This is a genomic window from Pseudomonas sp. MIL9, from assembly GCF_016887925.1.
Classification (GTDB): domain Bacteria; phylum Pseudomonadota; class Gammaproteobacteria; order Pseudomonadales; family Pseudomonadaceae; genus Aquipseudomonas; species Aquipseudomonas mohnii.
This window is the reverse complement of record NZ_JAFEHE010000007.1, coordinates 17008-40389: the sequence shown is the minus strand read 5'-3', so window position 1 is coordinate 40389 and position 23382 is coordinate 17008. Positions and strand designations below refer to the sequence as shown.

22 protein-coding genes are annotated in these 23382 nt (G+C 60.9%); 15 read left to right on the top strand and 7 right to left on the bottom strand.

Going from position 1 to position 23382, the window contains the following annotated elements:
- Positions 1-131: 131 nt before the first annotated feature.
- Complete coding sequence (locus tag JQF37_RS09515; RefSeq protein ID WP_130207805.1) at positions 132-1067, top strand: transporter; 936 nt, start codon at positions 132-134, stop codon at positions 1065-1067.
- An 82-nt stretch (positions 1068-1149) separates the two neighbouring features.
- On the opposite strand, the gene JQF37_RS09510 is transcribed toward JQF37_RS09515, so the two are convergent.
- A complete protein-coding gene (locus tag JQF37_RS09510) occupies positions 1150-2991 on the bottom strand; it encodes a sigma-54-dependent Fis family transcriptional regulator (protein ID WP_130207803.1) in 1842 nt (613 codons plus the stop codon).
- A 454-nt stretch (positions 2992-3445) separates the two neighbouring features.
- Between JQF37_RS09510 and pchA the strand changes: the two genes are divergently transcribed.
- Genes pchA through JQF37_RS09485 form a run of 5 tightly spaced genes read left to right on the top strand, consistent with a single transcriptional unit; the run spans position 3446 to position 8027 of the window.
- Positions 3446-4921 carry a 4-hydroxybenzaldehyde dehydrogenase gene (gene pchA, locus JQF37_RS09505; RefSeq protein ID WP_130207801.1) on the top strand — a complete coding sequence of 492 codons (1476 nt, stop codon included), beginning with the start codon at positions 3446-3448 and terminating at the stop codon, positions 4919-4921.
- Between the two features lie 53 nt (positions 4922-4974).
- Positions 4975-5310 carry a cytochrome c gene (locus tag JQF37_RS09500; protein ID WP_130207799.1) on the top strand — a complete coding sequence of 112 codons (336 nt, stop codon included), beginning with the start codon at positions 4975-4977 and terminating at the stop codon, positions 5308-5310.
- 10 nt (positions 5311-5320) lie between these two features.
- Positions 5321-6013, top strand: a complete 693-nt coding sequence (locus JQF37_RS09495; protein ID WP_130207797.1) for a hypothetical protein — start codon at positions 5321-5323, stop codon at positions 6011-6013.
- Positions 6014-6026: 13 nt separating this feature from the next.
- Positions 6027-7595, top strand: coding sequence for an FAD-binding oxidoreductase (locus JQF37_RS09490; protein WP_130207795.1), 1569 nt, complete (start codon positions 6027-6029; stop codon positions 7593-7595).
- 60 nt (positions 7596-7655) lie between these two features.
- The gene (locus tag JQF37_RS09485) at positions 7656-8027 is read left to right on the top strand and encodes a c-type cytochrome (protein WP_130207793.1); all 372 of its coding nucleotides are present in this window, start codon (positions 7656-7658) and stop codon (positions 8025-8027) included.
- 170 nt (positions 8028-8197) lie between these two features.
- Here JQF37_RS09485 and JQF37_RS09480 read toward each other — a convergent pair whose 3' ends face one another.
- Entirely contained in the window at positions 8198-8431 is a 234-nt protein-coding gene (locus JQF37_RS09480; RefSeq protein ID WP_189340412.1) for a hypothetical protein, read from the bottom strand.
- A gap of 197 nt (positions 8432-8628) precedes the next feature.
- On the opposite strand from JQF37_RS09480, the gene JQF37_RS09475 reads away from it, so the two are divergent.
- Positions 8629-8958: a hypothetical protein gene (locus JQF37_RS09475; protein ID WP_130207791.1), complete on the top strand. Its 330-nt coding sequence runs from the start codon at positions 8629-8631 to the stop codon at positions 8956-8958.
- A gap of 24 nt (positions 8959-8982) precedes the next feature.
- Here JQF37_RS09475 and JQF37_RS09470 read toward each other — a convergent pair whose 3' ends face one another.
- Entirely contained in the window at positions 8983-9291 is a 309-nt protein-coding gene (locus tag JQF37_RS09470; protein WP_189340411.1) for a DUF2513 domain-containing protein, read from the bottom strand.
- A 470-nt stretch (positions 9292-9761) separates the two neighbouring features.
- On the opposite strand from JQF37_RS09470, the gene JQF37_RS09465 reads away from it, so the two are divergent.
- On the top strand, positions 9762-11327 hold the full coding sequence (locus tag JQF37_RS09465; protein WP_130207787.1) for a PAS domain-containing methyl-accepting chemotaxis protein: 1566 nt from the start codon (positions 9762-9764) through the stop codon (positions 11325-11327).
- A gap of 397 nt (positions 11328-11724) precedes the next feature.
- Here the strand turns inward: JQF37_RS09465 and JQF37_RS09460 are convergent, their stop codons facing one another.
- The 4 genes from JQF37_RS09460 to JQF37_RS09445 form a co-directional block, all read right to left on the bottom strand.
- Complete coding sequence (locus JQF37_RS09460) at positions 11725-12165, bottom strand: GNAT family N-acetyltransferase (protein WP_130207785.1); 441 nt, start codon at positions 12163-12165, stop codon at positions 11725-11727.
- 88 nt (positions 12166-12253) lie between these two features.
- On the bottom strand, positions 12254-13015 hold the full coding sequence (locus tag JQF37_RS09455; RefSeq protein WP_130207783.1) for a PAS domain-containing protein: 762 nt from the start codon (positions 13013-13015) through the stop codon (positions 12254-12256).
- The gene (locus JQF37_RS09450) at positions 13016-13687 is read right to left on the bottom strand and encodes a response regulator (protein WP_047530823.1); all 672 of its coding nucleotides are present in this window, start codon (positions 13685-13687) and stop codon (positions 13016-13018) included.
- Positions 13656-14804, bottom strand: a complete 1149-nt coding sequence (locus JQF37_RS09445) for an ATP-binding protein (protein WP_223272680.1) — start codon at positions 14802-14804, stop codon at positions 13656-13658. The genes JQF37_RS09450 and JQF37_RS09445 overlap by 32 nt, the downstream gene beginning before the upstream one ends.
- Before the next feature lie 220 nt (positions 14805-15024).
- Here JQF37_RS09445 and JQF37_RS09440 point away from each other — a divergent pair, with 220 nt between their 5' ends.
- The 7 genes from JQF37_RS09440 to JQF37_RS09410 are packed head-to-tail and all read left to right on the top strand — an operon-like array spanning position 15025 to position 23311.
- A complete protein-coding gene (locus JQF37_RS09440) occupies positions 15025-15537 on the top strand; it encodes a dimethylamine monooxygenase subunit DmmA family protein (RefSeq protein ID WP_130207781.1) in 513 nt (170 codons plus the stop codon).
- Complete coding sequence (locus JQF37_RS09435) at positions 15534-16460, top strand: PDR/VanB family oxidoreductase (RefSeq protein ID WP_130207779.1); 927 nt, start codon at positions 15534-15536, stop codon at positions 16458-16460. Before JQF37_RS09440 ends, JQF37_RS09435 begins: the two co-directional genes overlap by 4 nt.
- A 9-nt stretch (positions 16461-16469) precedes the next feature.
- Positions 16470-17483 (top strand): DUF3445 domain-containing protein, encoded by a 1014-nt coding sequence (locus tag JQF37_RS09430; RefSeq protein ID WP_130207777.1) that lies wholly within the window; start codon positions 16470-16472, stop codon positions 17481-17483.
- A 34-nt stretch (positions 17484-17517) separates the two neighbouring features.
- On the top strand, positions 17518-18648 hold the full coding sequence (locus tag JQF37_RS09425; RefSeq protein WP_130207775.1) for an aminomethyltransferase family protein: 1131 nt from the start codon (positions 17518-17520) through the stop codon (positions 18646-18648).
- A 31-nt stretch (positions 18649-18679) separates the two neighbouring features.
- Positions 18680-19546, top strand: coding sequence for a formyltetrahydrofolate deformylase (gene purU, locus JQF37_RS09420; RefSeq protein ID WP_130207773.1), 867 nt, complete (start codon positions 18680-18682; stop codon positions 19544-19546).
- 39 nt (positions 19547-19585) lie between these two features.
- Complete coding sequence (locus JQF37_RS09415; protein WP_130207771.1) at positions 19586-20953, top strand: NAD(P)/FAD-dependent oxidoreductase; 1368 nt, start codon at positions 19586-19588, stop codon at positions 20951-20953.
- 15 nt (positions 20954-20968) lie between these two features.
- The gene (locus JQF37_RS09410) at positions 20969-23311 is read left to right on the top strand and encodes an aminomethyltransferase family protein (RefSeq protein WP_204149621.1); all 2343 of its coding nucleotides are present in this window, start codon (positions 20969-20971) and stop codon (positions 23309-23311) included.
- Positions 23312-23382 lie beyond the last annotated feature (71 nt).

The window sequence follows — 23382 nt, the reverse complement described above, 5'->3', positions numbered from 1 at the left end:
ATCAATTAATTCGTAAATCATTGATTTTAAACACAATAATTAATAATTGGAGTTGGCACGATAGTTGAGAAGCGACCTTGCGGGAATTCATATCCCGCATCGTTCACAACAATAAAAAGGCTGGACTTCTCATGCGTCAAACACTCACTCACTGCACTTCCCTTGCCTTCGGCGCTGGCCTGCTCCTGGCCGGCAGCACATCACTGGTTCAGGCTACCGAAGGCGGTGTCTCCTCCTGGCCAATGGGTATCGAAATCTACGGCATGGGGGTTCTGCCGCCACCGGGTACCTACGGGCAGCTGTTCGTCGGCAACTATATGGCCGACACCTTGCGCGATAACGCGGGCGACAAAGCGGCCGACATCGACCTGCGCGTCACGACGCTCGTGCCACGGTTTGTCTGGGTCACCGACCAGAAAGTACTTGGTGGCGACCTCGGCTTCCACGCACTGCTACCGCTCAATGACATACGGCTGAACATCAAGAACGGCCCGCACGACCACAAGCGCGGCCTGGGCGACGCTCACCTGGGTCCGGTGATCGGGTTCCACCACAGCGACAAGTTCCACACCGCCATGGGTGTCGACTTCGTGGTGCCGACCGGCGGCGAGTATGACAAGAACGACCTGGTCAACCTCGGCACTAACTACTACACCGTACAAGCGGTATATGCCATGACCTACATGGACCCCGCGGGTTTCAACGCCGATGTGCGCCTGATGTACGATTACAACTTCGAAAACCAGGACACCCACTACCAATCCGGCCGCGAGCTTCATGCCGACTACACCCTTGGCTGGGGCCTGGGCAATGGCTGGGTACTGGGCATCGGTGGCCACGCCTACAAACAAGTGAGCGATGACCAGTGCAGCGCCGCTCATTGCGCCGCCGCAGCCGCTGTCGATGCCGCTGACGGCAACCGCGGCAGCTCCTTCTCCGTCGGCCCGGCCATCCAGTACGCCAGCAAGGATGGCTGGTTTCTCAGCGCCAAATGGCAAGATGAATCCGGTGTACGCAACCGTGCCGATGGCCAGACCTATTGGCTGAAATTCACGATCCCGCTCTGAGCCTACCCCGACGCCACCCATGACAACGCCCCATGACCATCAGATCATGGGGCGTTGCATTGCCCGCTTGCCGGTTTCGGCCCTAGCTCCCCTTGAGGCGATAACTGACCTGCGCGCGACTCATGCCGAGCATTTGTGCCGCCGCGGTGATGTTCCCCCCCGAGCGCTCGAGCGCCAGGCGTACCAGGCGCAGCTCGATTTCTTCCAGGGACATATTCAACACCCGTTGGCGTCCGGAAACGAAGGCCTGCAAACTCTCCAGAACGGGCTCGCGAAGTGCGTCTGCGCCACCCTCTTCTTCCGTTGATTGCGCGGCTGTCGGCACTTCATCCGCCGCCTCATGCTGAACGGCAGACAAGCGCCCTTGAGGGGTCAGGCCGATGGCCGTCGCCATCAACGGCGCTCCAGCCTCGGCCAGATGCACCATGTCGATCACCTCACCGTCACCGGCGGCAATCACACCGCGTTCGATCAGGTTCTGCAGCTCACGAATATTGCCGGGAAACCGATAAGTGAGCAGCGCGTTGACCAGCCGCGTGCTGAACCCCGCCAGCTTACGCCCATGGCGCAAGCTGAAATGGCGCAGAAAATAACTCATCAGCAACGGGATATCTTCGCGACGTTCCCGCAACGGTGGCAGATGAATGGGAAAAACATTCAGTCGGTAGAACAGGTCTTCACGAAAACGCCCGGCCTCAACCTCGCGACGCAGATCCAGGTTAGTCGCCGCGATAATCCGTACATCCACGCGGATCGGCGCCGTACCACCGACCCGCTCGATCTCACCTTCCTGCAGGGCTCGCAAAATCTTGCTCTGCGCACTGAGGCTCAAGGTCGCAATTTCGTCGAGGAACAACGTCCCGCCATGGGCTCGCTCGAAACGCCCGGGCCGCGAACGCTCGGCGCCAGTGAAGCCCCCCCGCTCGACACCGAACAATTCGGCCTCCACCAGATTCTCCGGCAAGGCCGCGCAGTTGAGCGCCACAAGCGGCATATGCTGCCGGGAACTCGATTGGTACAGCGTTCGGGCGAATAGCTCTTTTCCGACGCCCGACTCCCCGATCAACAACACCGTCGCCTGCGTCGGCGCGACACGTTGCAGCAATTGGCTTGCCGCGACAAACGCAGCCGAAATACCCACCAACGGTTTGCCGTCTCCAGGCTCTTCCAGTTTGGCAACGGTGGTCTCAACGCCCGAGGTGTAAGTGCTGCGACTGAGAAAGTCGCCCGGATCCAGATACGCCAGGTCAACGTCGATATCGTCCCACTGTTCGGCCGGCTTGCCGACGATGCGACAGGCTTTATGCCCCATCGAACGGCATTCCAGCTCGCGAAACACCACCAGGCGACCGAGCAGTGACGACGCATAACCACTCGCATAACCGATCTCCATCCAGCAGGCCGGTTCGCCCCCCAGGCCGTAGGCGGCAATGTGTTCGTCGTCTTCGAGCGAGTTGTGCCAGAGAAATTCGGAATAGAAGTGACCGATACCCGAGTCGATCTCGAAGCGCACCACCTCGACATTGACCATGCCTTCGAGCATGTGCAGTCGCGGGCCGGCGCTGTACAGACTGGCGTGATCACCTTCCGGCCATTGTTCGCTGACCTGGGCGGCGTCGCGTGCTCCAGCCTGCCAACCAATGCGGGTCAACAGGCCGCGTGCCTTGTCGAAGCCCAGCGCATCGATCAGTTCGCGGCGAATGGCGCCGAAGGCAGAGCCCTGCAGCAGCATCACCCGCTGGCCACATAACCAGATGCTTCCTTCCTGGGGTGCGAAAGCCACCGTTTCAGCCAATTGCTCTGCCGAAGGCAGACCGCTGGCACCAAACTGGCTGGCCCGGTCAACGATATAGCGCTTTTGTTTGCCGAGCATCTGCTTGAGGAATTCCTCATCGGCAGGACGGCTATTGTTATTAGGAGTCATAGGGTCAACAGGCGGCAGGGAAGTAAAGTTTCAAGTATGCCCGGACAACCCGTACGGTCAATCCGTCAATGACTGACCACTTGCCATGCGACCCCACATTTGTCCGATAACCGCACAGATAAAAACCGAAAAACACCGGGCGTTGAGCTTTCAGCGGCCTGCAGCATCCTCTTCATAAAATTCCGCGCTGGCGCCTATAACGTCGACCCACGAACTTTCCACGGCCACCACAAATTCAACTAACTACTTGATTTTATTGAGCATTAGTCATCGCATCGAGGCTTGGCACGATAGTTGTTATCCGCAGGTGATGAGCCAGGCCGCCTGCTCGCTCCAGCCCCAGGGCTGAGCCGGAGCATCCCCGGGTTCCTGCAACGATAAACCGCAAAAAGTCTTCGATCATCGGCGGCGCCCCTGATCGATGCCCTTTCGCACCAATAAGAGAGAAAACTCCATGACCATTACTCGTCTTGCCTATCAAAACCTTGAACTGCAGCCCCTCGCCGGACAATGGCGCGCCGGCAGCGCCGGTCGTCCGCTGGACGTATTCGACCCCTTCACCCAGAAAAGCTTGTTGCAGATCACACTGGCCAATCGCGAGGACCTCGACGAGGCCTACCGCAAGGCACGCGAGACCCAGGCCCATTGGGCTGCCAAGGGGCCGGCCGAGCGTGGCCAGGTGCTGCTCAACGCGGTGAAGATCTTCGACGAGCGTCGTGAAGAAATCATCGACTGGATCATCCGCGAGTCCGGCAGCACGCGCATCAAGGCGCAAATCGAATGGGGCGCTGCACGCGCCATCACCCTGGAGTCGGCGAGCCTGCCAAGCCGCGTGCATGGCCGCATCATTGCGTCCAACATCCCGGGCAAGGAAAGCCGCGTTTACCGTACGCCGCTGGGCGTGATCGGTGTGATCAGCCCGTGGAACTTCCCCCTGCACCTGACCGCCCGTTCCCTGGCACCCGCCCTGGCGTTGGGTAATGCCGTGGTGGTCAAACCGGCCAGTGACACCCCCGTCACCGGCGGCCTGCTGCTCGCGCGCATCTTCGAGGAAGCCGGCCTGCCAGCAGGCGTACTCAGCGTGGTGGTCGGTTCCGGCGCGGAAATCGGCGACGCCTTCGTCGAGCACCCGGTACCGGCGTTCATTTCCTTCACCGGCTCGACCCAGGTCGGCCGCAATATCGGCCGAATCGCCAGCGGCGGCGAGCACCTCAAGCATGTCGCCCTCGAGCTGGGAGGCAACAGCCCGTTCGTGGTCCTGGCCGATGCCGACATCGAACAAGCCGTTAACGCCGCTGTGGTCGGCAAGTTCCTTCACCAGGGCCAGATCTGCATGGCGATCAACCGCATCATCGTTGAGCAGCCGCTGCTGGAAACCTTCACCCAGCGCTTTGTCGAACGCGTCAAAGCCCTGCCTTACGGCGACCCGAGCAAAGCCGAGACCGTGATCGGCCCCGTGATCAACAGCAAGCAACTGGCTGGCCTCCAGGAGAAGATCGCCACCGCCAAGGCCGAAGGCGCCACGTTGCTGGTTGGCGGGGAAGCCCAGGGCAACGTCTTGCCGCCTCACGTGTTCGGCCAGGTCACTGCCGACATGGAGATCGCCCGTGAAGAAATCTTCGGCCCTCTGGTCGGGATTCAATCCGCCCGCGATTCCGAGCATGCCCTGGAACTGGCCAATCGCAGTGAATATGGACTGTCGAGCGCCGTGTTCACCTCCAGCCTGGAACGCGGCGTGCAATTCGCCCAACGCATTCACGCCGGCATGACCCACGTCAACGACATCCCGGTCAACGACGAACCCAATGCACCTTTCGGCGGTGAAAAGAATTCCGGCCTTGGCCGCTTCAACGGCGACTGGGCCATTGACGAGTTCACCACCGACCACTGGATCACCCTGCAACACGCCCCAAGACCGTATCCGTTCTGACCCGAATCCGGCCTTCCATGAACCAACCTACCAATAAGAATATGGAGTACGAAATGCCCTCACTCCTCAACAGCCCTGCTGTGAAACGGACCCTTGCTGCCTGCTTCACCCTGCCGTTTATCCTGCTGGCTGGTAATGCAGCGGCCGATGGCGACGGCGTCTGGAAAGGCGGCGAAAACGTCTATGCCAAGGTGTGTGGCCACTGCCACGAAAACAAGGTCGGCCCGCAAATCACCGGCCGCCAACTGCCACCGCAGTACATCACTGCGATCGTACGCCACGGCTTCCGTGCCATGCCGGCCTTCCCCGCCTCGTTCATCGACGACAACTCGCTGCAACAAGTGGCCGAATACATTTCCAAAACCTCCGCCCCCGCGGCCAAACCTTGAGGAGTCAGGCATGAACATAGAACGTCGTGTACTGCTCAAGGGCATGGCCTTGAGCGGCCTGGCCGGTGTGGCCATGAGCAGCTCGGGTCTGACCATGGCCAACAGTGTATTGGGCAGTCAGGCCCATCCGGTTCTGCCGACCCTGGCCCTGGTCAGCGGCGAAGTCGCCGAGTCGGCCTTCCTTCAGGGGATTAGCGCCAGTCCGGCAGGCGGGCAAGTCAAGGTACAGCGTACCGACCTCGGTCTGAGCTTCATGCTCGGCCTGGATAAACGCCTGCGCAGTGGTCAACCACAACGCATCATCGGCCTGGTCGACGATGCCAGTGCCGCACTGATCATTGACCTGGCGCGCAGCGCTGGTGCTCGCGTGCAGTGGATCGGCCAGCACCGCGCCACGACCAATGCCTCGCAGCACCACCTGCTCAGCGCCGAGGCCGCCAGCGGCTGCGCCCCGCAGCTGGGCCTGAATTTGAACGCCTGCGGCACAGGCTTCAGCCTCAGCGAATACCGCCTGCATGGCCAACAGGCGCCGCTGCAAGTGTCCGCGGCCGCACGCAACAACGCCGGTTCCGAGCAATGGGCAGCCACGCTGGGCTACACCCTCGCCGCCCTGGGCACCGCCAACACAGGCCAAGCGCCACTGGTCGCCAGCCGCCCATCGCCGCTGACCGGCAATTTCGTTTCGTTTTCGATCGAGGCTTGAAGGAGCTAACCAAATGACTGAGAAAAACAACAAGCCCCTGCTCCCGCGCGGCGTCAACAGCGCAAACTTCGAGCAAGCAATGGCCAAGTTTCGCAAATTGCTGGGCGATGAAAACGTCCTGACCAAAGATGATCAACTGATCCCGTACAGCAAGATCATGATCGCCGTGGACAATGCCGAGCACACGCCGTCTGCCGCTGTCACCGCCACCACCGTCGAACAGGTGCAAGGCGTGGTGAAGATCTGCAACGAACACAAAATCCCGGTGTGGACCATCTCCACGGGTCGTAACTTCGGTTACGGCTCGGCTGCGCCAGGCCAGCGAGGTCAGGTCATACTTGACCTGAAGAAAATGAACAAAATCCTCCACATCGACCCGGAACTGTGTACCGCCCTGGTAGAGCCGGGGGTGACCTATCAGCAGCTGTACGACTACATCCAGGAACACCAACTGCCGTTGATGCTGTCGTTCTCTGCACCCTCGGCTATCGCCGGCCCGCTGGGCAACACCATGGATCGTGGCGTGGGTTACACACCCTATGGCGAACACTTTCTGATGCAGTGCGGCATGGAAGTGGTGCTGGCTAACGGCGATGTTTACCGAACCGGCATGGGCGGAGTGAAAGGTGACAATGCCTGGCAGGTATTCAAGTGGGGCTATGGCCCGACGCTGGACGGAATGTTCACCCAAGCCAACTACGGTATCTGCACGAAAATGGGTTTCTGGCTGATGCCGAAACCGCCGGTATTCAAACCGTTCGAGATCAAGTTCGAGAACGAATCGGACATCGCCGAAATCGTCGAATTCATCCGCCCACTGCGTATCGCCCAAGTCATTCCGAACTCGGTCGTCATTGCAGGCGTACTCTGGGAGGCATCCACCTGCAACACCCGCCGCTCCGACTACACCACCGAGCCGGGCGCGACCTCTGACGCGATCCTCAAGCAAATTCAGAAAGACAAGAATCTCGGCGCCTGGAACGTCTATGCGGCGCTGTACGGCACCCAGGAGCAGGTCGACGTCAACTGGAAAATCGTCACTGGAGCCCTGAAGCAACTGGGCAAGGGGCGAATCGTCACCCAGGAAGAGGCCGGCGACACCCAGCCGTTCAAGTACCGCGCCCAGTTGATGTCCGGGGTACCTAACCTGCAGGAATTTGGCCTGTACAACTGGCGTGGCGGCGGCGGCTCGATGTGGTTCGCGCCGGTGAGCCAGGCCCGAGGCAGCGAGTGCGACAAACAGCAGGCGCTGGCCAAGAAGACCCTCAACAAGCACGGTCTGGACTATGTCGGCGAGTTCATCGTCGGCTGGCGCGACATGCACCACGTCATCGACGTGTTGTATGACCGCTCCAACCCGGAAGAGACCAAACGCGCTAACGCCTGCTTTGCCGAACTGCTCGATGTATTCGAGAAGGAAGGCTACGCCGTATACCGCGTCAACACAGCATTCCAGGATCGGGTTGCGCAGAGCTACGGCCCTGTCAAACGCAAACTTGAACATGCCATCAAACGTGCGCTGGACCCGAACAACATTCTGGCACCAGGCAAGTCGGGCATCGACCTCGCCAATTCATTCTGATTGCTCTTGAGGCCCCGCCAGGCCTGTCTTGGCGGGGCTTTGCTATTTGTAGGAAACGAAATGACCCACGTACAACTGCTCGTTGCCAGCGCCCTGCTGCTGGCAACCCCTTTGACGCAAGCCCAGGGCGACGTCGCTCAGGGCCAGGCCCTTTTCAGTACTCAATGCGGTTTCTGTCACAGCCCCGAAGCGGGTAAGAACCTGATGGGGCCGAGCCTGCACGGCGTGTTCAATCGCGCCAGCGCCCAGGCACCGGCTTTTACCTATTCCGCCGCCCTGCAAGGCGCCAAGCTGCAGTGGAATGACGCCAACCTGGACAAGTGGCTGACAAACCCTGCCAGCTTGCTGCCGGGCAACATGATGATGTTCCCGGGGCAGCCCGATGCGCAGAGTCGTCAGCACCTCATCGCTTATCTCAAGAGTTTGAAGTAAGCACGTTGCCGGCAGCGACCTGACCTGCGGGAGCAGCACGTTATTGAACAGGCCATTGGACACCGACACCGCCTGCCACCGTCCTCTGGTCAAGGCTTGGCTGTCGGGATGGCAATGCCGAACTGCAACGCCCTTTTATCAAGGACCTTTACCCGGCACTCGACAACACGTCAGTCAGTGGTGTGCCCGAGCATGATGTTCGGGCACCGTTCCGCACCGTGGTCAATCGCGGCGCTCACCGTCAAGCCATCCGCTTTTTCGACGACCTCACCCAGATAGTCGGCCAGGCCATAAAACGCCAGCCGTCCGACTTTGGGTAGGGAGAACCGGTGACATTCATCCGCTTCATTGCGCGGTGCCAGGCCTTCCCGGTTGGGCAGAAGCCGATGGAAAACCGCAGCCAATACCTGTTCGTTAACTGCGGCAACTCACCTTGAATGACAAGACTAAAGTCTTACGCCGTTCGTCGATGATGGCGTGTTGATAAACGTACACGACGCATGGAAATAAGTATCATCCGCCCCGCCTTTTCCTCCACCCCACTACAAACACCCCGAATAACGAGCTTTAAGTCTCCGCATGCACAAGCAAGGAATCATGGATGTTCGCTCCAGCTAACGGCACACGCTCAACAAATCTCAGCATGATCCATCTGTCATCATCAGAGTTCTGCTGCATCGAGCGCTTCATCACTCAATACATTCAGACCAGAGATATTGAGCCAACTGAAAGCGCCCGGCAGCGCTTGCTTGCCGCTCTGGAGGACTACCCTCGCGCGGTGCGTGTGGCACTTTACGAACTGAATGCGTGGCTGGATAACCGCCTCCAATTGAGGGCCTTCCACCCGCAATGCGCGCGCGCCATTGATGAGTGGGTCAACCAGAAGCTTAGAGGGATTTGGGAAATCGCAGGCACAAAAAACCCCGCTTGATGGCGGGGCTTGGCAAGCGAAGACTTAATGAAAGTGCTTGAACTCGTACTTGGCGACGTTCGCTCTCATATCATCCAGCAGGTCATGGCCTCGCCATGTGAGCGAGATCAAAGTCTCGACGCCTGAGGCGTCCACGGTGCTCTCCACGAATGCTTCCTTGACGATGAGCTGGAGTGCATGGGTGGCCTGCTCCTTTTTGGCCTGGTCATGAGTGTCGTGACCAAGCGCTACGTTCAGAGCATGCTCTTGAAGAATTCCCTTTCTATTTGCCTGTTCGACTTGCTCAAGAAGTGCCTTGATGTAATTCCAATTCCGCTTCATAGGTAAATTCACTCTGCCATTTCCGGTCAATTGAGAATAGTCAGGGAATGGAGCCCCCATAAAAAACCCGACGCAGTGGCCGGGCTTCTTTCAGGTATGACTATCCAGTTGCACTTTCTGGCCGCAATTCGCCAAATTTTCAACGAAATCAAAGCCATTAATGGGCCGACCACTCCTGCGAAAACACCAGGCTGAAGAAAGGCTGAGGGAGTGAACCCGCACGTACTGACTGCCCGCCCTGCCGAAGTGACAAGCCGCTAGCCAAGATAAACGCGTACACGTTAAAAACGTCGCGTTTTTTTGGGTCACATACGAATTTTCCCAATTAAAATCAATAGCCTATCCAAACAAGCAATACAGATCCAAAACAGCCCGACAATACGAATGCAACTCGTTTTTATAAAAAATATTTTTAGAAAAAGACACTAATCTTGTTCACGTACTAGTCGATGGCCTCTCAAAGGAACCAAGGAGCAGTCGGAATGAGAAATAATCAGCCTGTAACACAGCGCGAGATTTCACTCGCACCTCAACAGAAGCTTATTTCGACAACAGATGTTCGAGGCGTCATTACGTATTGCAATGACGCTTTCGTAGAAGTCAGTGGTTTTGATAAAGCCGATCTGATTGGTGCCCCGCAAAATATCGTCCGTCATCCTGACGTCCCCCCTGCCGTATTTGCCCACATGTGGGGTGCCCTCAAACAAGGCCGCCCGTGGATGGGTATCGTCAAAAATCGCTCCAGAAATGGCGATCACTACTGGGTCAACGCATACGTCACTCCAATATTTGAAGGCAGCCAGGTCGTCGGCTTTGAATCGGTCAGGGTCAAGCCGACGGCTGATCAGGTCCGCCGTGCTGAATCCCTCTATAAGCGCATCAGTCAGGGAAAGCCGGCCATCCCTCGGCAGGACAGCTGGCTGCCCGCTCTATTGGACTGTCTGCCCTATGTCGCCATGGGTTTGGTGGGCTCCTTGAGCGGTTTGTTCTTCAGCGCCCCCGTGGCAATAGCCGTGGCCACAGGCATTGCCGTGCCGATCGGTTTGCTCTCTTCGCGCTGGCAGACTCGGGGAACTCTGCGCCTGTTACAGATGGCCGAGCCCTCGACCTCCGACTCTCTGATCGCTCAGATGTACAGCAATGCGCGCGGACCACAAGCCCGTCTGGAGACGGCCTTCGTCAGTCAGGCCGCGCGACTGAAGACTTGCCTGACGCGCCTGCAGGACACCGCCGAGCAACTCAGTGCGCTGGCTGGACAATCTGATCTGCTGGCCACTGACAGCTCAAACGGCCTTGATCGCCAGCGCGTCGAAACCGAGCAGGTGTCTGCGGCCGTTAACCAGATGGCAGCGACCACCCAGGAAGTCGCCAGCCACGTCCAGCGCACGGCGGATGCCACCCAACAAGCCAATTTGCTCACGGGTCGCGGCCGCGATGTGGCCCGAGACACCCGCGAGGCCATCGAACGCCTCTCCACAGTCGTCGGTGAAACCGGGCTGACGGTTGCGCAATTGGCCAAGGACAGCAACGAAATCGGGACCGTCGTTGACGTGATCAAAGGCATCGCCGATCAGACCAACCTGTTGGCACTCAATGCCGCCATCGAGGCGGCACGTGCCGGCGACATGGGCCGGGGATTCGCAGTAGTGGCCGATGAAGTCCGTCAGCTGGCACAGCGCACCTCGCAATCCACCACCCAGATCCATGACCTGATTACCAAGCTCCAGGCGTCGTCCAATAACGCTGTGCAATCCATGGAGCGTGGTCAGCGTCAGGCCGAAGAAGGCGTGACTTGGGTGCTTGAGGCAGACAAGGCCTTGGTGGGTATCAGTGAAGCGGTTGCTCACATCACCGAGATGACCACGCAGATTGCCGGCGCCACTGAAGAGCAAACCGCCGTTGCCGAGGAAATCAGCCGCAATATCACAACCATCGCCCACCTGGCCGATCAAACCTCGGAACAAGCACACCAATCGGCGGGCCTGAGCAAAGAACTGACCAGAACTGCGTCCACCCAGCACTCATTGGTCGAGCGCTTTAATCGATAACCAACCCGACCCCGTCATCAAAAAGCCCGTTCCGGCACCGCGTTCCGGCACCGGGCTTTTCACATCCGCCCTGTCACGCCTTCGTCACACCGGCCCCGCACAATGCAGGCAGCCAAAGGGATTTGGCCCATCTACAAAGAGCCCGACCAAGTGTCGGGCTTTTTTCATTTCGGCAACTTGCTTTTCACGAAACGCTCACAGAATTGAGCGCAGATTGAGCATACAAAAGGATTTGACCCCAAACAGAAAAGCCCGACTTCGTGCCGGGCTTTTCTTTGCCTGCGATCCGCTCATGCACCCGCCTCCTGGACTATGGTTTCACCCTCTATGGAGGAACGCCATGCCTCAGCCAGACGATCCTGACCCTGCGCCCTCAAGTCATCTGTCATCCTGCGCATCAATCCAGGCGCTTCAGGAAGTGATGGCAGGCGATCTGGTAATGGCGTTGCATGTAGAGACGATGAGCAGCCGCTCTATCCATACCAACCCCGGAGTCAAGATGCACTGCCGCGCACCCCTGACGCGCAGCCTCCTCTTCAGCCCAAGCCACCAATCGCGAGGCGTAACCCTTGCCGCGACTTTGAGGCAGGGTTGCAATGTCCACGATGTAGAGCGACTTCCCCAGCCACAGTGAATATTGAATCCTGTAGCCCAATACGCAAACGGCCGACGCCTGGCCTTCTTCCCACAAGCCGATCAGGTTGTAGCCATTGGGGCGAAGCATCTCGTCGATCCTGGAGGTAATCTCCGCCGGAGAGTATTTCGGCCACAACTCACACAACGCTGCAGCTGCCTGATTGGTGTCAGCAGCACCAATCGGCTTGATGATCGAAGACATACCGTTCCCTCTGGCAATTTGCGTTGGGCCACATGTTACTCCGAAACAGCGTCGCCCAAACGCCGAGGGCCACACCGCAAACCTGCGTTCAACGCCCCGGTTCCTGGTCGGTATTACGCTCGAAAATCGCCCCCTCGATTCCCAGCACTTCACGCGTGTCGGCATAGATCCCCACGCCCTTTTCCCAGACGTGCTTGATCGACCGATCGGCGCAACGAATCCGGTAGTTGAGTTCGAATGGCTCCTGCCGCGACAGGGCATATTGCACCTCACGCCAGACGTAATCGGCATCCTGCGCCAGGATCAGGCTGTTGTAGGTGAACTCATGGTTGTCCACCAGCCGCTCCGGTGGATACCCGGTCAGTTGCAAGCAACCGGCACTGACGAATTCCATGGTCCAATCGCGATTGTTGCGGCCGCGATAGATCAGCCCCGGCATGCTGTCCAGCAAACTCATGCTGCTGCGCTGACTGGCCTGCAAGGCAATCTCGCGGCGTTTGTGCGCGGTAATGTCCCCAGCCACAAGATAAAAACCCTGAGTCTCGCGCTTGAGGCTGACGTCAAACCAACGCAGCTCCCCCGAGGGGTGAACAAAGCGCAACCGCTGGCTGAAGGAAGTCTCGGGGCGCCGACGCAGTTCATGCAAGGCCTGACGCCACAACGAACGGTCCTCATGGTGCACATAATCGATGAGGTTGCGCTCCGGACCCGGCCTGTCCATCAGCTCGACCCACGCCAGGTTGAAGTGGGCGATCTGCCCGTTATCGCGCAGTTCGAGCAACGCCGCCGGAAAGCGATCCATCAGGTGCAAGGACGGTGCCTGCACAAATGCCTCTGGCCGTTCCATCATCTAATGCCGCTCCTCGTGTCTCACCGACGCGCCGTTGTGTACCCACGCCGCCAGCTCCAGACGCGAGTGCTGGCCGAGCTTCTGCAACAGATTGCGCACATAGATCTTGACCGTGCCATCGCTGATCCCCAGCTCCCGACCGATCTGTTTGTTGCTCATGCCGGCGACAATCAGGGCCAGGGTCTGGCCCTCGCGTTCAGTAAGGTTGCCGGTGTCCAGAGGATCGGCATCCTGCGCGGGGCGGTGCAACGATTCGTCCTGATCGGCCAACAGGGCAATCAGGGTCGAATCCAGGACAATCGCGCCCTTGTGGCAATTGCGCATGTAGGCCAGCAAGGCATCGGGCTCGGTTTCCTTGAGCACGTAACCGCTGGCCCCCAGGCGCAGGGCGGTCAACAGCTCGGCGCGATCCATCGACGCAGTGAGCACCACCACCTGGCAGTCGAGGCGCAATTGACGCAGTTCATCGAGCACCTGCAAACCGCTCAAGCCAGGCATGTGCAGATCCAGCAAGACCTGCTGCGGTGCCAGGCTCACCGCCAGGTTGATGCCTTCGCGGCCGCTGGCGGCCTGCCCCACCACCTCGAAGTCGTCACTGGCGCCGAACAACTGCGCCAGGCCCTTGCGAAACAGCGGGTGATCATCGATCAGTAATAAGGTCGTGCAGTCCATCGAAACTCCCCTGTGGCAGGTCTTGGTGATGGCAAAGGCCGAGGTGTACGCGAACCCCGTGCGGGCGGATCGCCTCAATGCTCAGCCGGGCGCCGATGCTCGCGGCGCGTTCGCGGATAATCGCCAGGCCGAAATGGTTGTCCTCCCCCGATGCAGGGCTCAGGCCGATGCCGTCGTCCTCCACCGTCACCGAGACATCGCCGTCCTGGTTTTGCCGCAACTCGATGCGCACATGCCGCGCATGGGAATGGCGCACCGCGTTGGCCAGTGCCTCGCGAATGATCTGCAGAATCTGCAATTCGGTTTCCGGGCTCAAAGCGTCATCGGTCAGGCGATTGTCCAGTTCGAAAACGATGATGCAGCGCCGCGAAAACTCGGCGACAGAGTCGGCCAATGCCTGGCGCAGCGAACGCCCATCCATGGTCAGACGAGCGCTGGTGATCAGCTCGCGCACCTGGCGCTGCAGCTGACTCAAGCCGCCGCACAGTTCCTGCAACGCGGCGAAGGCCTGCGCAGGCTCGCCCAACTTCGACTGCAGCCAACGCGCCTGATACGACAGGTAACCCAACTGCTGAGCCACCGAGTCGTGCAGCTCACGGGCCAGGGCGCCGTGCCGGGACGTAGCCTGTTTGCGCTGTTGTTCACGGGTGTAGCAGCGCAAGCGCACGGTGACGCCGACCGCCTGCGCCGCCTCTTCCAGCAGCTGGCGCCAGCTTGCATGGACCGGTTGTGGGGTATCGAGCAACAACACCCCTTTGCTCGAATCGTCCCTGTGCGGCAAGGCACACAGCAGGCGATGTACGCCCCGTTGCCGGCAAGGGCCACAGGCCTGAGCCCCATCAGGCAGTGCCGAGTCACGCCAAGGGCAACGCGCAACGTCCTGACAGCCCTCGAGCAATCCGCGCCGTGCCGGCCCCAGGTCTTCGCCGCCCAGGATCAGATTCAGTTTGCAGGTCGGCAACAATGCTTCGAAACGATCCAGAAAACCCGACAAGGCACCGTCAGCGTGCACCTGGCACAAGGGCAATCCGGCCAGCAGTTTGCGCACGCTGCGTGCCTGTTCGGGGCGAATACGCCCCAGCCAGAGCGGCCACCACTGCGGTCGTGTTCGCACCATTGATAACTCCCCGTCCGGTTACTCAGCCCTGAGCGAAGACGAGCAACTTCCATGCCCCGAACTGGTGTTGCGCAAGGCTTATCTCCAAAGGCATAGCCCTTTTTCCGGATTGAGAAGATTTTCCCCATAGGAAAGTATCTTCCCCACCAGGAAACAAATTCCCGATCCAACGCCACCTTTCTCGCCCTTCGACAGGCGCGGAACAGCCAGGAAAGCCCACATGACGGATAGACACAGCGCCGCCCCGGACCGACTTCACAGCCTCCCGCGCTATCGCCCGCCGCTGCCTCGTTCAAGCGTCACCCGACACATCGTGGTCATGCAATCGGCGGCCGCCTGCTCGTCCGTTGTCGGGGAACTGGAACAGCCCTTGGTGCTGAATGGCGAGAACGCCGACTTTTCCCGCCGCCTGCAACAGGTGCTGGTCAGCGCCACGGTCGGCAGCCATCTCTACATCATGGGCGACGAGGCCTTTATCTGGCGCATCCACGGCGAGGCCCGCAGCGCCGGACTGGAAAATGACGAGATCGACATCACCCGCACGATTGCCGGTGCGCGCCTGGTGTATTGCGTGCACTGCGGCCTGACCCAGGCCACCGGGGCGGAGTCGCTGCTGATCTGCATCGGTTGCGATGTAAGGCTGGAAGTCCGGGAGCACTTTTCCCGCCGCCTGGGGGCGTACCTCGGCGTTTGCACCAACCCCGACCAGCCTTATGCCGGAGTCCGGTCATGAGCGCCGTAATCGAAGTTCGGGTCAGCGCGGCGAGAATGCTGACCCCAGTGGTGCGCGAATTCACCCTGCAAGCGTGCTCCGGGCCCCTGCCGGCGTTCTCCCCCGGCAGTCATGTACAGGTTCACCTGCCACTGGCCGAGGGCAAGCTGCGCAATGCCTATTCACTCACCAGCGACCCGGCGGACAACCAGCATTACCGCATCGCCGTACGCCTGCAGGAGACCTCCCGCGGCGGCTCGCAGTACCTGCATCGGCAGGTCCGGGTCGGGGACACGCTGCAGATTTCGCCACCGGCCAATCTGTTCGCCCTGCACTCGACCGCCAGCCTGCACATCCTGATCGCCGGCGGCATCGGCATCACGCCGTTCATGGCCTACATCGCGGCCCTGGAACAACGCAAGGCCGACTTCGAATTGCACTACCTCTGTCGTCCGGGCCTGAGCGATGCCTATGTCGAGGCGTTGCAACAGCGGTTGGGGTCGCGCCTGCACACCTACGCCAGCCGCCCGGACCTGCGCCGGATCCTGCGTGATCGACCGCTGGGCAGCCACCTTTACACCTGCGGCCCGCAACCGTTGCTCGACGCGGTTCGGCAACAGGCCAAGGCACTTGGCTGGCCGCCCGGCCGGGTGCACTGGGAAGCCTTCAATGCCCCACAACCAGGCCAACCCTTCGACCTGGAACTGCTGCGCAGCGGTCGGCGCCTGCGGGTCGGCGCCGAACAAAGCCTGCTCGAAGCCCTGGAATCCGCCGGGCTGCAGATCCCCAACCTGTGCCGCGGCGGGGTCTGCGGCCAGTGCATGACCCGTCACGTGGGCGGCGACATCGAACACCGCGACAGTTTCCTGAGCCCCGCCGAGCAGGCTGACTTTCTCATGCCCTGCGTCTCCCGCGGCAGCCCTTGCGTTTCGCTGGATCTTTAGGAGTCGACCATGACCATTCAATCAAGCCCCGTGCAGAGCTATCGAGACGATTTCAGCTTTCGCAACAGCCCCGCCGCCATCCGGCGTTTTCCTTTTCCCTTCACCGAGGACAGCTACCTGTATTCGGTGAACATCGAACCGGCGACCTCCCGGGATCCCGGCTCGGTTTACCAGCACGGGTTCGACATCGACGAACACTACCGCTCGGAAATGGCCGAACGCGCCCTGGTGCTGGACAAGGATCCGCGCCGCTACCTGGTGCTGCCGCACATGCAAGTGGCGGCCTGGGATGCGCTGCAGATGCTCATGGAGCACCTGGCCGCGGATTATCCGCAGTGGTTCTCCCTGGAACGTGAAGGTGACCACTGGCATTGGCGCAACACGCTGCTGAACATCGATCAGCACTTTGTGTTCGGTGATGCCACCAGCCTGCCCTGCGAGCCGCTGGAGTTCATCGGCCGACAGGTGCAGGGGGATTTCGCCCTGCTCGATCAACGCGACGGCGATCTGTACATGGACGCCGGCCTGGTCACCAGCCCGGCCGACTGGTCCCTGGCCTTCGACGCCGGCATGAGTTTCAAACAGTGGCATTCGCCAGTGCCCATGGCCCACCAGATGGGCATCTTCGACCGCGCGCTGAAATACCTGCTCAACCTGCAAACGGGGCAGCCGGTGCGGCGTCTGAACTGGACGCTGACCATCAACCCGCGCCTGGACTCCTCCCCCGAGACGTTCCATGAATGGGGCGCCGACCGCGGCCGCATCACCGCCGAGAACGTCGGGCAACAGGTGCATCTGCGCGTGGAGCTGCAAGTGATGGCCCGTCTGCCGCGCAGCAACGCGGTGATGTTCAGCATCCGCACCTACCTGATCAGCCTGCAGGAGCTGGTCACCCAGCCCGGCTGGGGCTGCCGCCTGCACCGTGTGCTGCGCGACCTGCCCGAGCCGATCGCCGACTACAAGGGCATGAGCCGCTACCGACAGACCCTGGTCGAGTGGTTGAGCCGCTTCGACCCGGCCTGAACCCTGACCCACTTTCACCGACAAGGATCTTCACATGACGCATTCATGGCGTATTTCTGCACTGGCCGAACGGCACCGCGCTCTCGGCTCGAACCTCGAAGACTGGAACGGCATGGGCACTGCCTGGACCTACGACAGCGACCTGGCCGATCACCATCAGGCGATTCGCACCCGGGCCGGACTGATGGATGTGTCCGGGCTGAAAAAAGTCCATTACGTCGGCCCCCACGCCGAGAGCCTGCTGCAATGGGCCACCACCCGCGACATCGCCAAGCTCTACCCCGGCAAGTCGGTGTACGCCTCGATGCTCGACGAGGACGGCAAGTTCGTCGATGACTGCATCGTCTACCGCACCGGCCCCAACGCGTTCATGGTGGTGCACGGTGCCGGCAACGGCCACGAAATGCTGGTGCGCTCATCCCAGGGCCGGCAAGTGGCGGTGCTGTTCGATGACGACCTGCACGATCTGTCGCTGCAAGGGCCGCTGGCGGTGGACTTTCTCGCCGAGCACGTCCCCGGGATCCGTCAACTGCCTTACTTCCATCACCTGCAAACCCGCCTGTTCGATCGCCCGGTGATGATCTCCCGCACCGGCTATACCGGCGAACGCGGCTACGAGATTTTCTGCAAGGCCGCCGATGCCCCGGCGCTGTGGGACACGATCCTCGAACAGGGCGCGGGCCTGGGCATCATCCCTTGCGCCTTTACCGCCCTGGACTGGTTGCGGGTGGAAAGCTCGCTGATGTTTTTCCCCTACGACAACTCGCAGATGTACCCCTTCGCCGATCAGAAGGCGGGCGACACGCTGTGGGAAATGGGCCTGGATTTCACCGTCTCCCCGGACAAGCGCGAATTCCGTGGCGCCGACGAGCACTTCCGGTTGCGCGGCCAGGAGCGCTTCAAGATCACCGGCGTGTTGCTCGAAGGCGTCCGTCCCGCTGAAGCCGGCGACACCCTGTGGCAAGGCAACCAGCAAGTCGGGGTGATCACCTGCGGCATGTACTCACGCCTGAGCAAACGCTCCATGGCCATCGCCCGCATGAGCGTCGCCTGCTCGATTCCAGGCATTGCCCTGCAGGTGCGCGGCAGCCAGGAAAGCGCCGCCGTGACCCACGCCCTGCCCTTCGACGACCCGGAAAAAACCAAGCGCACAGCCAAGGGCTGAGCCTCCAACCACTGTCTCCAGGGGACTCTCGATGGACACTACCAACGAACATTACATTCTCAAGATCAATTGCCCGGCAGCGTCCGGCATCGTTGCCGCGATCACCACCTGCCTGGCCGGACAGCAGTGCTACATCAGCGAGCTGGCGCAATTCGACGACGAGTTCACCGGGCAATTTTTCATGCGCGCGGTGTTCCGCTTCAACACCGGCGTGAAGGGCGATATCGGTGCCCTGCGCGAGGATCTGGGCGACCTGGCCTGCGGCTTCGACATGCAATGGCAGCTGTTCTGCAGCAGTCAGCCGACCCGGGTGCTGCTGATGGTCAGCAAGTTCGACCACTGCCTGACTGACCTGCTGTACCGCCACCGCAAAGGCGAGATGGACATGCACATCACCGCCGTGGTCTCCAACCACCTGGACCTGCGAGCCATGGCCGAACGCGAAGGCATTCGCTTCATCTACCTGCCAATCACCAAGGACAGCAAGGCCAGCCAGGAAGCCGAGTTGATGCGCATCGTCGAGGACACTCAGACCGATCTGGTGGTGCTCGCCCGCTACATGCAGATTCTGTCCGACGGCCTGTGCCAGCAGCTGTCCGGCCGGGCTATCAACATCCATCACTCGTTCCTGCCCGGTTTCAAGGGTGCCAAACCCTATCACCAGGCCTACGACCGTGGCGTGAAGCTGATCGGCGCCACTGCCCACTACGTCACCAGCGACCTCGACGAAGGGCCAATCATCGAGCAGGAAATCCAGCGGGTCGACCATACCCACCTGCCCGACTCGCTGGTTGCCATCGGCCGCGATACCGAAACCGTAGCGCTTTCCAAAGCCCTGAAATACCACCTGGAACACCGGGTGTTCATCAACCAGGACAAGACGGTGATTTTTCGCTGAGCGAGCCCTTTTTCCGATCAACAGCCAGGAGATACGACCATGACCACACGCGTTGCAATCATCGGCGCCGGCCCTTGCGGCATGGCTCAACTGCGGGCATTTCAATCGGCCAGGGACCAGGGAACGCCCATCCCGGAACTGGTCTGCTATGAAAAACAGCAAGACTGGGGGGGCATGTGGAATTACACCTGGCGCACCGGCCTGGACGAGAACGGCGAACCGGTGCATGGCAGCATGTACCGCTACCTGTGGTCGAACGGCCCGAAGGAATGCCTGGAGTTCGCCGACTACACCTTCGAAGAACATTTTGGCCGCCCCATCGGCTCCTATCCACCACGGGAAGTGCTGTGGGACTACATCAAGGGCCGCGTCGAAAAAGCCGGGGTTCGCGACTACATCCGTTTCAACAATGTGGTGCGCCAGGTCACCTTTGACGAAGCGACTCGCCGCTTCACGGTGGTTGCCCACGACCACGGCAGCGATACCCGGACCTCGGAACAGTTCGATTATGTGATCAACGCCTGCGGGCACTTTTCGACGCCGAAGGTGCCGTACTTCCCCGGATTCGAGCAGTTCGGCGGGCGCATCCTGCACGCCCATGATTTCCGCGAGGCGCTGGAGTTCAAGGGCAAGGATCTGTTGATCATCGGCAGCAGCTATTCCGCCGAAGACATCGGTTCACAGTGCTACAAGTACGGCGCCCGCAGCATCACCAGCTGCTATCGCACCGCGCCCATGGGCTATGACTGGCCCGCCAACTGGGAAGAAAAACCGCTGTTGCAGCGCCTGGAAAAAAACCGCGCGTACTTTATCGACGGCACCCACAAGCACATCGATGCGGTGATCCTCTGCACCGGCTACCAACATCACTTCCCGTTCCTGCCGGATGAACTGCGCCTCAAGACCGACAATCGGCTATGGCCGATGAACCTCTACAAAGGCATTTTCTGGGAGCCCAACCCGCAACTGATCTACCTCGGCATGCAGGACCAGTGGTACTCGTTCAACATGTTCGACGCCCAGGCCTGGTACGCCCGCGACGTGATCCTGCAACGCATCGCCCTGCCCGACCAGGCACAACGAGCCGCCGATAGCCAGCAATGGCATGCCCGTGAACAGCAGCTTGAAACCAACCAGCAGATGTTCGAATACCAGGGGGCCTATATCCAGCACCTGGTGGACGCCACCGACTACCCGAACTTCGATATCGCCGCGGTCAACGACACCTTCATGCACTGGAAGCACGACAAGGCCCACGACATCATGGGTTACCGCGACAAGTCCTACCGATCGCTGATGACCGGCACCCAATCGCCCCCCCACCACACGCCCTGGCTGCATGCCCTTGACGACTCCATGGCGGCGTACCTCGCTGAACCGCCGATGTCCGTCAAATCGATCGGTTGACCCGGGAGCCTCACCATGAACGCACCTCGTGTTTCCCGCCCGCGGGAACCCGGACTCTTTGCCCGGGCCCCGGCCCTGGAGCGTTATCGGGTGGCCGCCGGCGGCCTGACCCTTGTCGCGTTGCAGCCTGGCGACAGCCTGCAAGTGATCGACCTCGAAGGCCGGCAACCTTGCCAATTGCTGGCCGTGGATAGGCTCGGTCGCAGCGCCCTGGCGGCCTGGGCACTGAGCGGTTCGACGGACTGCGGTTTCATCAGCGCGCAGCTCGCCAAACCGACCTTGCAGTCGCGGCGCATTGGCCAGGCCCTGATCCGGCGCGCGATGGATCCCCAACAGCTGCCCAGCGCCGCCTCACTCTGGGACGAGGACAGCCCTGCCGACTTCAGCCGCCGCTTCGTCGCCAGCGATGAGCTACTGGTGATCGTCGCGGCCCCCGACGGACCGACCGCCGTTGACCGGCAATACCGGCCCAGCGAGCTGCGGCTGCTGGTGACTCGGGCCAACCCCTCGCCGCTGCTGCTTCCCGCGTTGCCCGATCCCTTGGGCGAGTTGCTCGACGAGTTCACCCTCGGCGCCGGCACCGCCCACAGTTACACCGTTGGCAAAGGTCAGTATGTGCAGGTGCTGGATGTCGCCGGTCGCCAGTGCTCGGACTTCGTCGCTCTGGATCGACGGGCACTGGATCGCGGTCTGGAACTGGACCTGGACCAGACCGTGACCCGCACCCTGAACGGCAGCGCCTACCCGGCACCGGGATTGTTCTCAAAGTTTTTCGACCGGCAGATGCAACCGATGCTGGAGGTGGTGCGCGACACCGTCGGCCGCCACGACTCCTTCGCCCTGGCCTGTGCCGCGCGCTATTACGAGAGCCATGGCTACTTCGGGCACGACAACTGCAGCGACAACCTCAGCCGCGTGCTCGCGTCCCATGGGGTCAAGGCCCGCAATGGCTGGCCGGCGATCAATTTTTTCTTCAATACCGGGATCGACGCACACCAGCAGATGACCCTGGACGAACCCTGGTCGCGTCCCGGCGACTACGTGCTGCTGCGCGCCATGACCGACTTGGTGTGCGGCAGTACTTCGTGCCCGGATGACATCGACCCGGCCAATGGCTGGAACCCCACCGATATCCATGTCCGCCTCTACAGCGAAAAGGAGCGTTTTTCCATCGCCATGAGCACTCGACCCACGGCTGATGCCGACCCGATTCTGACCCGTGAGTCCGCGTTCCACTCACGCACCAGCGCCTTGACCGGCAGCTTCACCGACTACCGCAACTGGTGGCTGCCGCTGCGCTATGACGGCTATGGCGCGATCGAGGAATACCTCGGTTGCCGCGAGCGAGTGGCGGTGATGGACCTGACCGCCCTGCGCAAATTCGAAATCATCGGCCCCGACGCCGAAGCCTTGTTGCAGTACTGCCTGACCCGCGACGTGCGGCGTCTGGCGGTGGGTCAAGTGGTGTACTCGGCGATGTGCCACGAACACGGCGGTATGCTCGACGACGGTACCCTGCTGCGCCTGGGCCCGGACAATTTCCGCTGGATCTGCGGCGAAGACTACGCCGGGGTGTGGCTGCGCGAGCAGGCGCAAAAACTCGGCATGAAGGTCTGGATCAAATCCGCCAGCGAGCAGATCCATAACCTGGCGGTGCAAGGCCCGATGAGCCGCGAGTTGCTCAAACAGATGGTCTGGACCGCGCCCAACCAGCCGAGTCTGGAGACACTGGGCTGGTTCCGTTTTCTTGTAGGCCGCCTGGACGGTTACGACGGTTGCCCGCTGATGGTCTCGCGCACCGGCTACACCGGCGAACTGGGCTACGAAGTCTGGTGCCAGCCCGAGGATGCCGAACGGGTCTGGGACCGGATCTGGGCTCTGGGCCAGCCCTTGGGCCTGGTGCCACTGGGTCTGGAGGCCCTGGACATGCTGCGCATCGAAGCCGGGCTGATTTTTGCCGGCTACGAGTTCAGCGACCAGACCGACCCCTTTGAAGCGGGCATCGGTTTTAGTGTGCCGTTAAAAAGCAAAACCGATGACTTCATCGGTCGCGACGCCCTGTTACGGCGCAGTGCCCATCCCGCTCACAAACTGGTGGGCCTGCAACTGAGCGGTAACGAAGGCGCCCACCACGGCGACCCGGTGTACCGCGGCCGGGCCCAGGTCGGCGTCGTCACCAGTGCCTGCCGCTCACCGCTGCTGGGCAGCAACCTCGCGCTGTGCCGGGTCGACGTGGCCTGCGCCGATGTCGGCACAGCGTTGGAGATCGGCAAAATCGATGGCCTGCAGAAGCGCATCAGCGCCACGGTCACCGCCGCGATTTTCTACGACCCGGACAAGAGCCGGGTGCGCAGTTGATCAACCTTTTGACTGCCCATACACACCTGTAGGAGCGAGCCTGCTCGCGATGAACGTCAACGATAACGCGG

What these genes read in the sequence shown, in the direction of transcription:
- purU (WP_130207773.1), top strand. Translation starts at nt 18,680, where the DNA reads ATGGACACTACCAACGAACATTACATTCTCAAGATCAATTGCCCGGCA.
- JQF37_RS09485 (WP_130207793.1), top strand. Translation starts at nt 7,656, where the DNA reads ATGACCCACGTACAACTGCTCGTTGCCAGCGCCCTGCTGCTGGCAACC.
- JQF37_RS09510 (WP_130207803.1), bottom strand. Translation starts at nt 2,991, where the DNA reads ATGACTCCTAATAACAATAGCCGTCCTGCCGATGAGGAATTCCTCAAG.
- JQF37_RS09500 (WP_130207799.1), top strand. Translation starts at nt 4,975, where the DNA reads ATGCCCTCACTCCTCAACAGCCCTGCTGTGAAACGGACCCTTGCTGCC.
- JQF37_RS09515 (WP_130207805.1), top strand. Translation starts at nt 132, where the DNA reads ATGCGTCAAACACTCACTCACTGCACTTCCCTTGCCTTCGGCGCTGGC.
- JQF37_RS09410 (WP_204149621.1), top strand. Translation starts at nt 20,969, where the DNA reads ATGAACGCACCTCGTGTTTCCCGCCCGCGGGAACCCGGACTCTTTGCC.
- JQF37_RS09440 (WP_130207781.1), top strand. Translation starts at nt 15,025, where the DNA reads ATGACGGATAGACACAGCGCCGCCCCGGACCGACTTCACAGCCTCCCG.
- JQF37_RS09490 (WP_130207795.1), top strand. Translation starts at nt 6,027, where the DNA reads ATGACTGAGAAAAACAACAAGCCCCTGCTCCCGCGCGGCGTCAACAGC.
- JQF37_RS09465 (WP_130207787.1), top strand. Translation starts at nt 9,762, where the DNA reads ATGAGAAATAATCAGCCTGTAACACAGCGCGAGATTTCACTCGCACCT.
- JQF37_RS09445 (WP_223272680.1), bottom strand. Translation starts at nt 14,804, where the DNA reads ATGGTGCGAACACGACCGCAGTGGTGGCCGCTCTGGCTGGGGCGTATT.
- JQF37_RS09475 (WP_130207791.1), top strand. Translation starts at nt 8,629, where the DNA reads ATGTTCGCTCCAGCTAACGGCACACGCTCAACAAATCTCAGCATGATC.
- JQF37_RS09455 (WP_130207783.1), bottom strand. Translation starts at nt 13,015, where the DNA reads ATGATGGAACGGCCAGAGGCATTTGTGCAGGCACCGTCCTTGCACCTG.
- JQF37_RS09430 (WP_130207777.1), top strand. Translation starts at nt 16,470, where the DNA reads ATGACCATTCAATCAAGCCCCGTGCAGAGCTATCGAGACGATTTCAGC.
- pchA (WP_130207801.1), top strand. Translation starts at nt 3,446, where the DNA reads ATGACCATTACTCGTCTTGCCTATCAAAACCTTGAACTGCAGCCCCTC.
- JQF37_RS09450 (WP_047530823.1), bottom strand. Translation starts at nt 13,687, where the DNA reads ATGGACTGCACGACCTTATTACTGATCGATGATCACCCGCTGTTTCGC.
- JQF37_RS09425 (WP_130207775.1), top strand. Translation starts at nt 17,518, where the DNA reads ATGACGCATTCATGGCGTATTTCTGCACTGGCCGAACGGCACCGCGCT.
- JQF37_RS09495 (WP_130207797.1), top strand. Translation starts at nt 5,321, where the DNA reads ATGAACATAGAACGTCGTGTACTGCTCAAGGGCATGGCCTTGAGCGGC.
- JQF37_RS09435 (WP_130207779.1), top strand. Translation starts at nt 15,534, where the DNA reads ATGAGCGCCGTAATCGAAGTTCGGGTCAGCGCGGCGAGAATGCTGACC.
- JQF37_RS09460 (WP_130207785.1), bottom strand. Translation starts at nt 12,165, where the DNA reads ATGTCTTCGATCATCAAGCCGATTGGTGCTGCTGACACCAATCAGGCA.
- JQF37_RS09415 (WP_130207771.1), top strand. Translation starts at nt 19,586, where the DNA reads ATGACCACACGCGTTGCAATCATCGGCGCCGGCCCTTGCGGCATGGCT.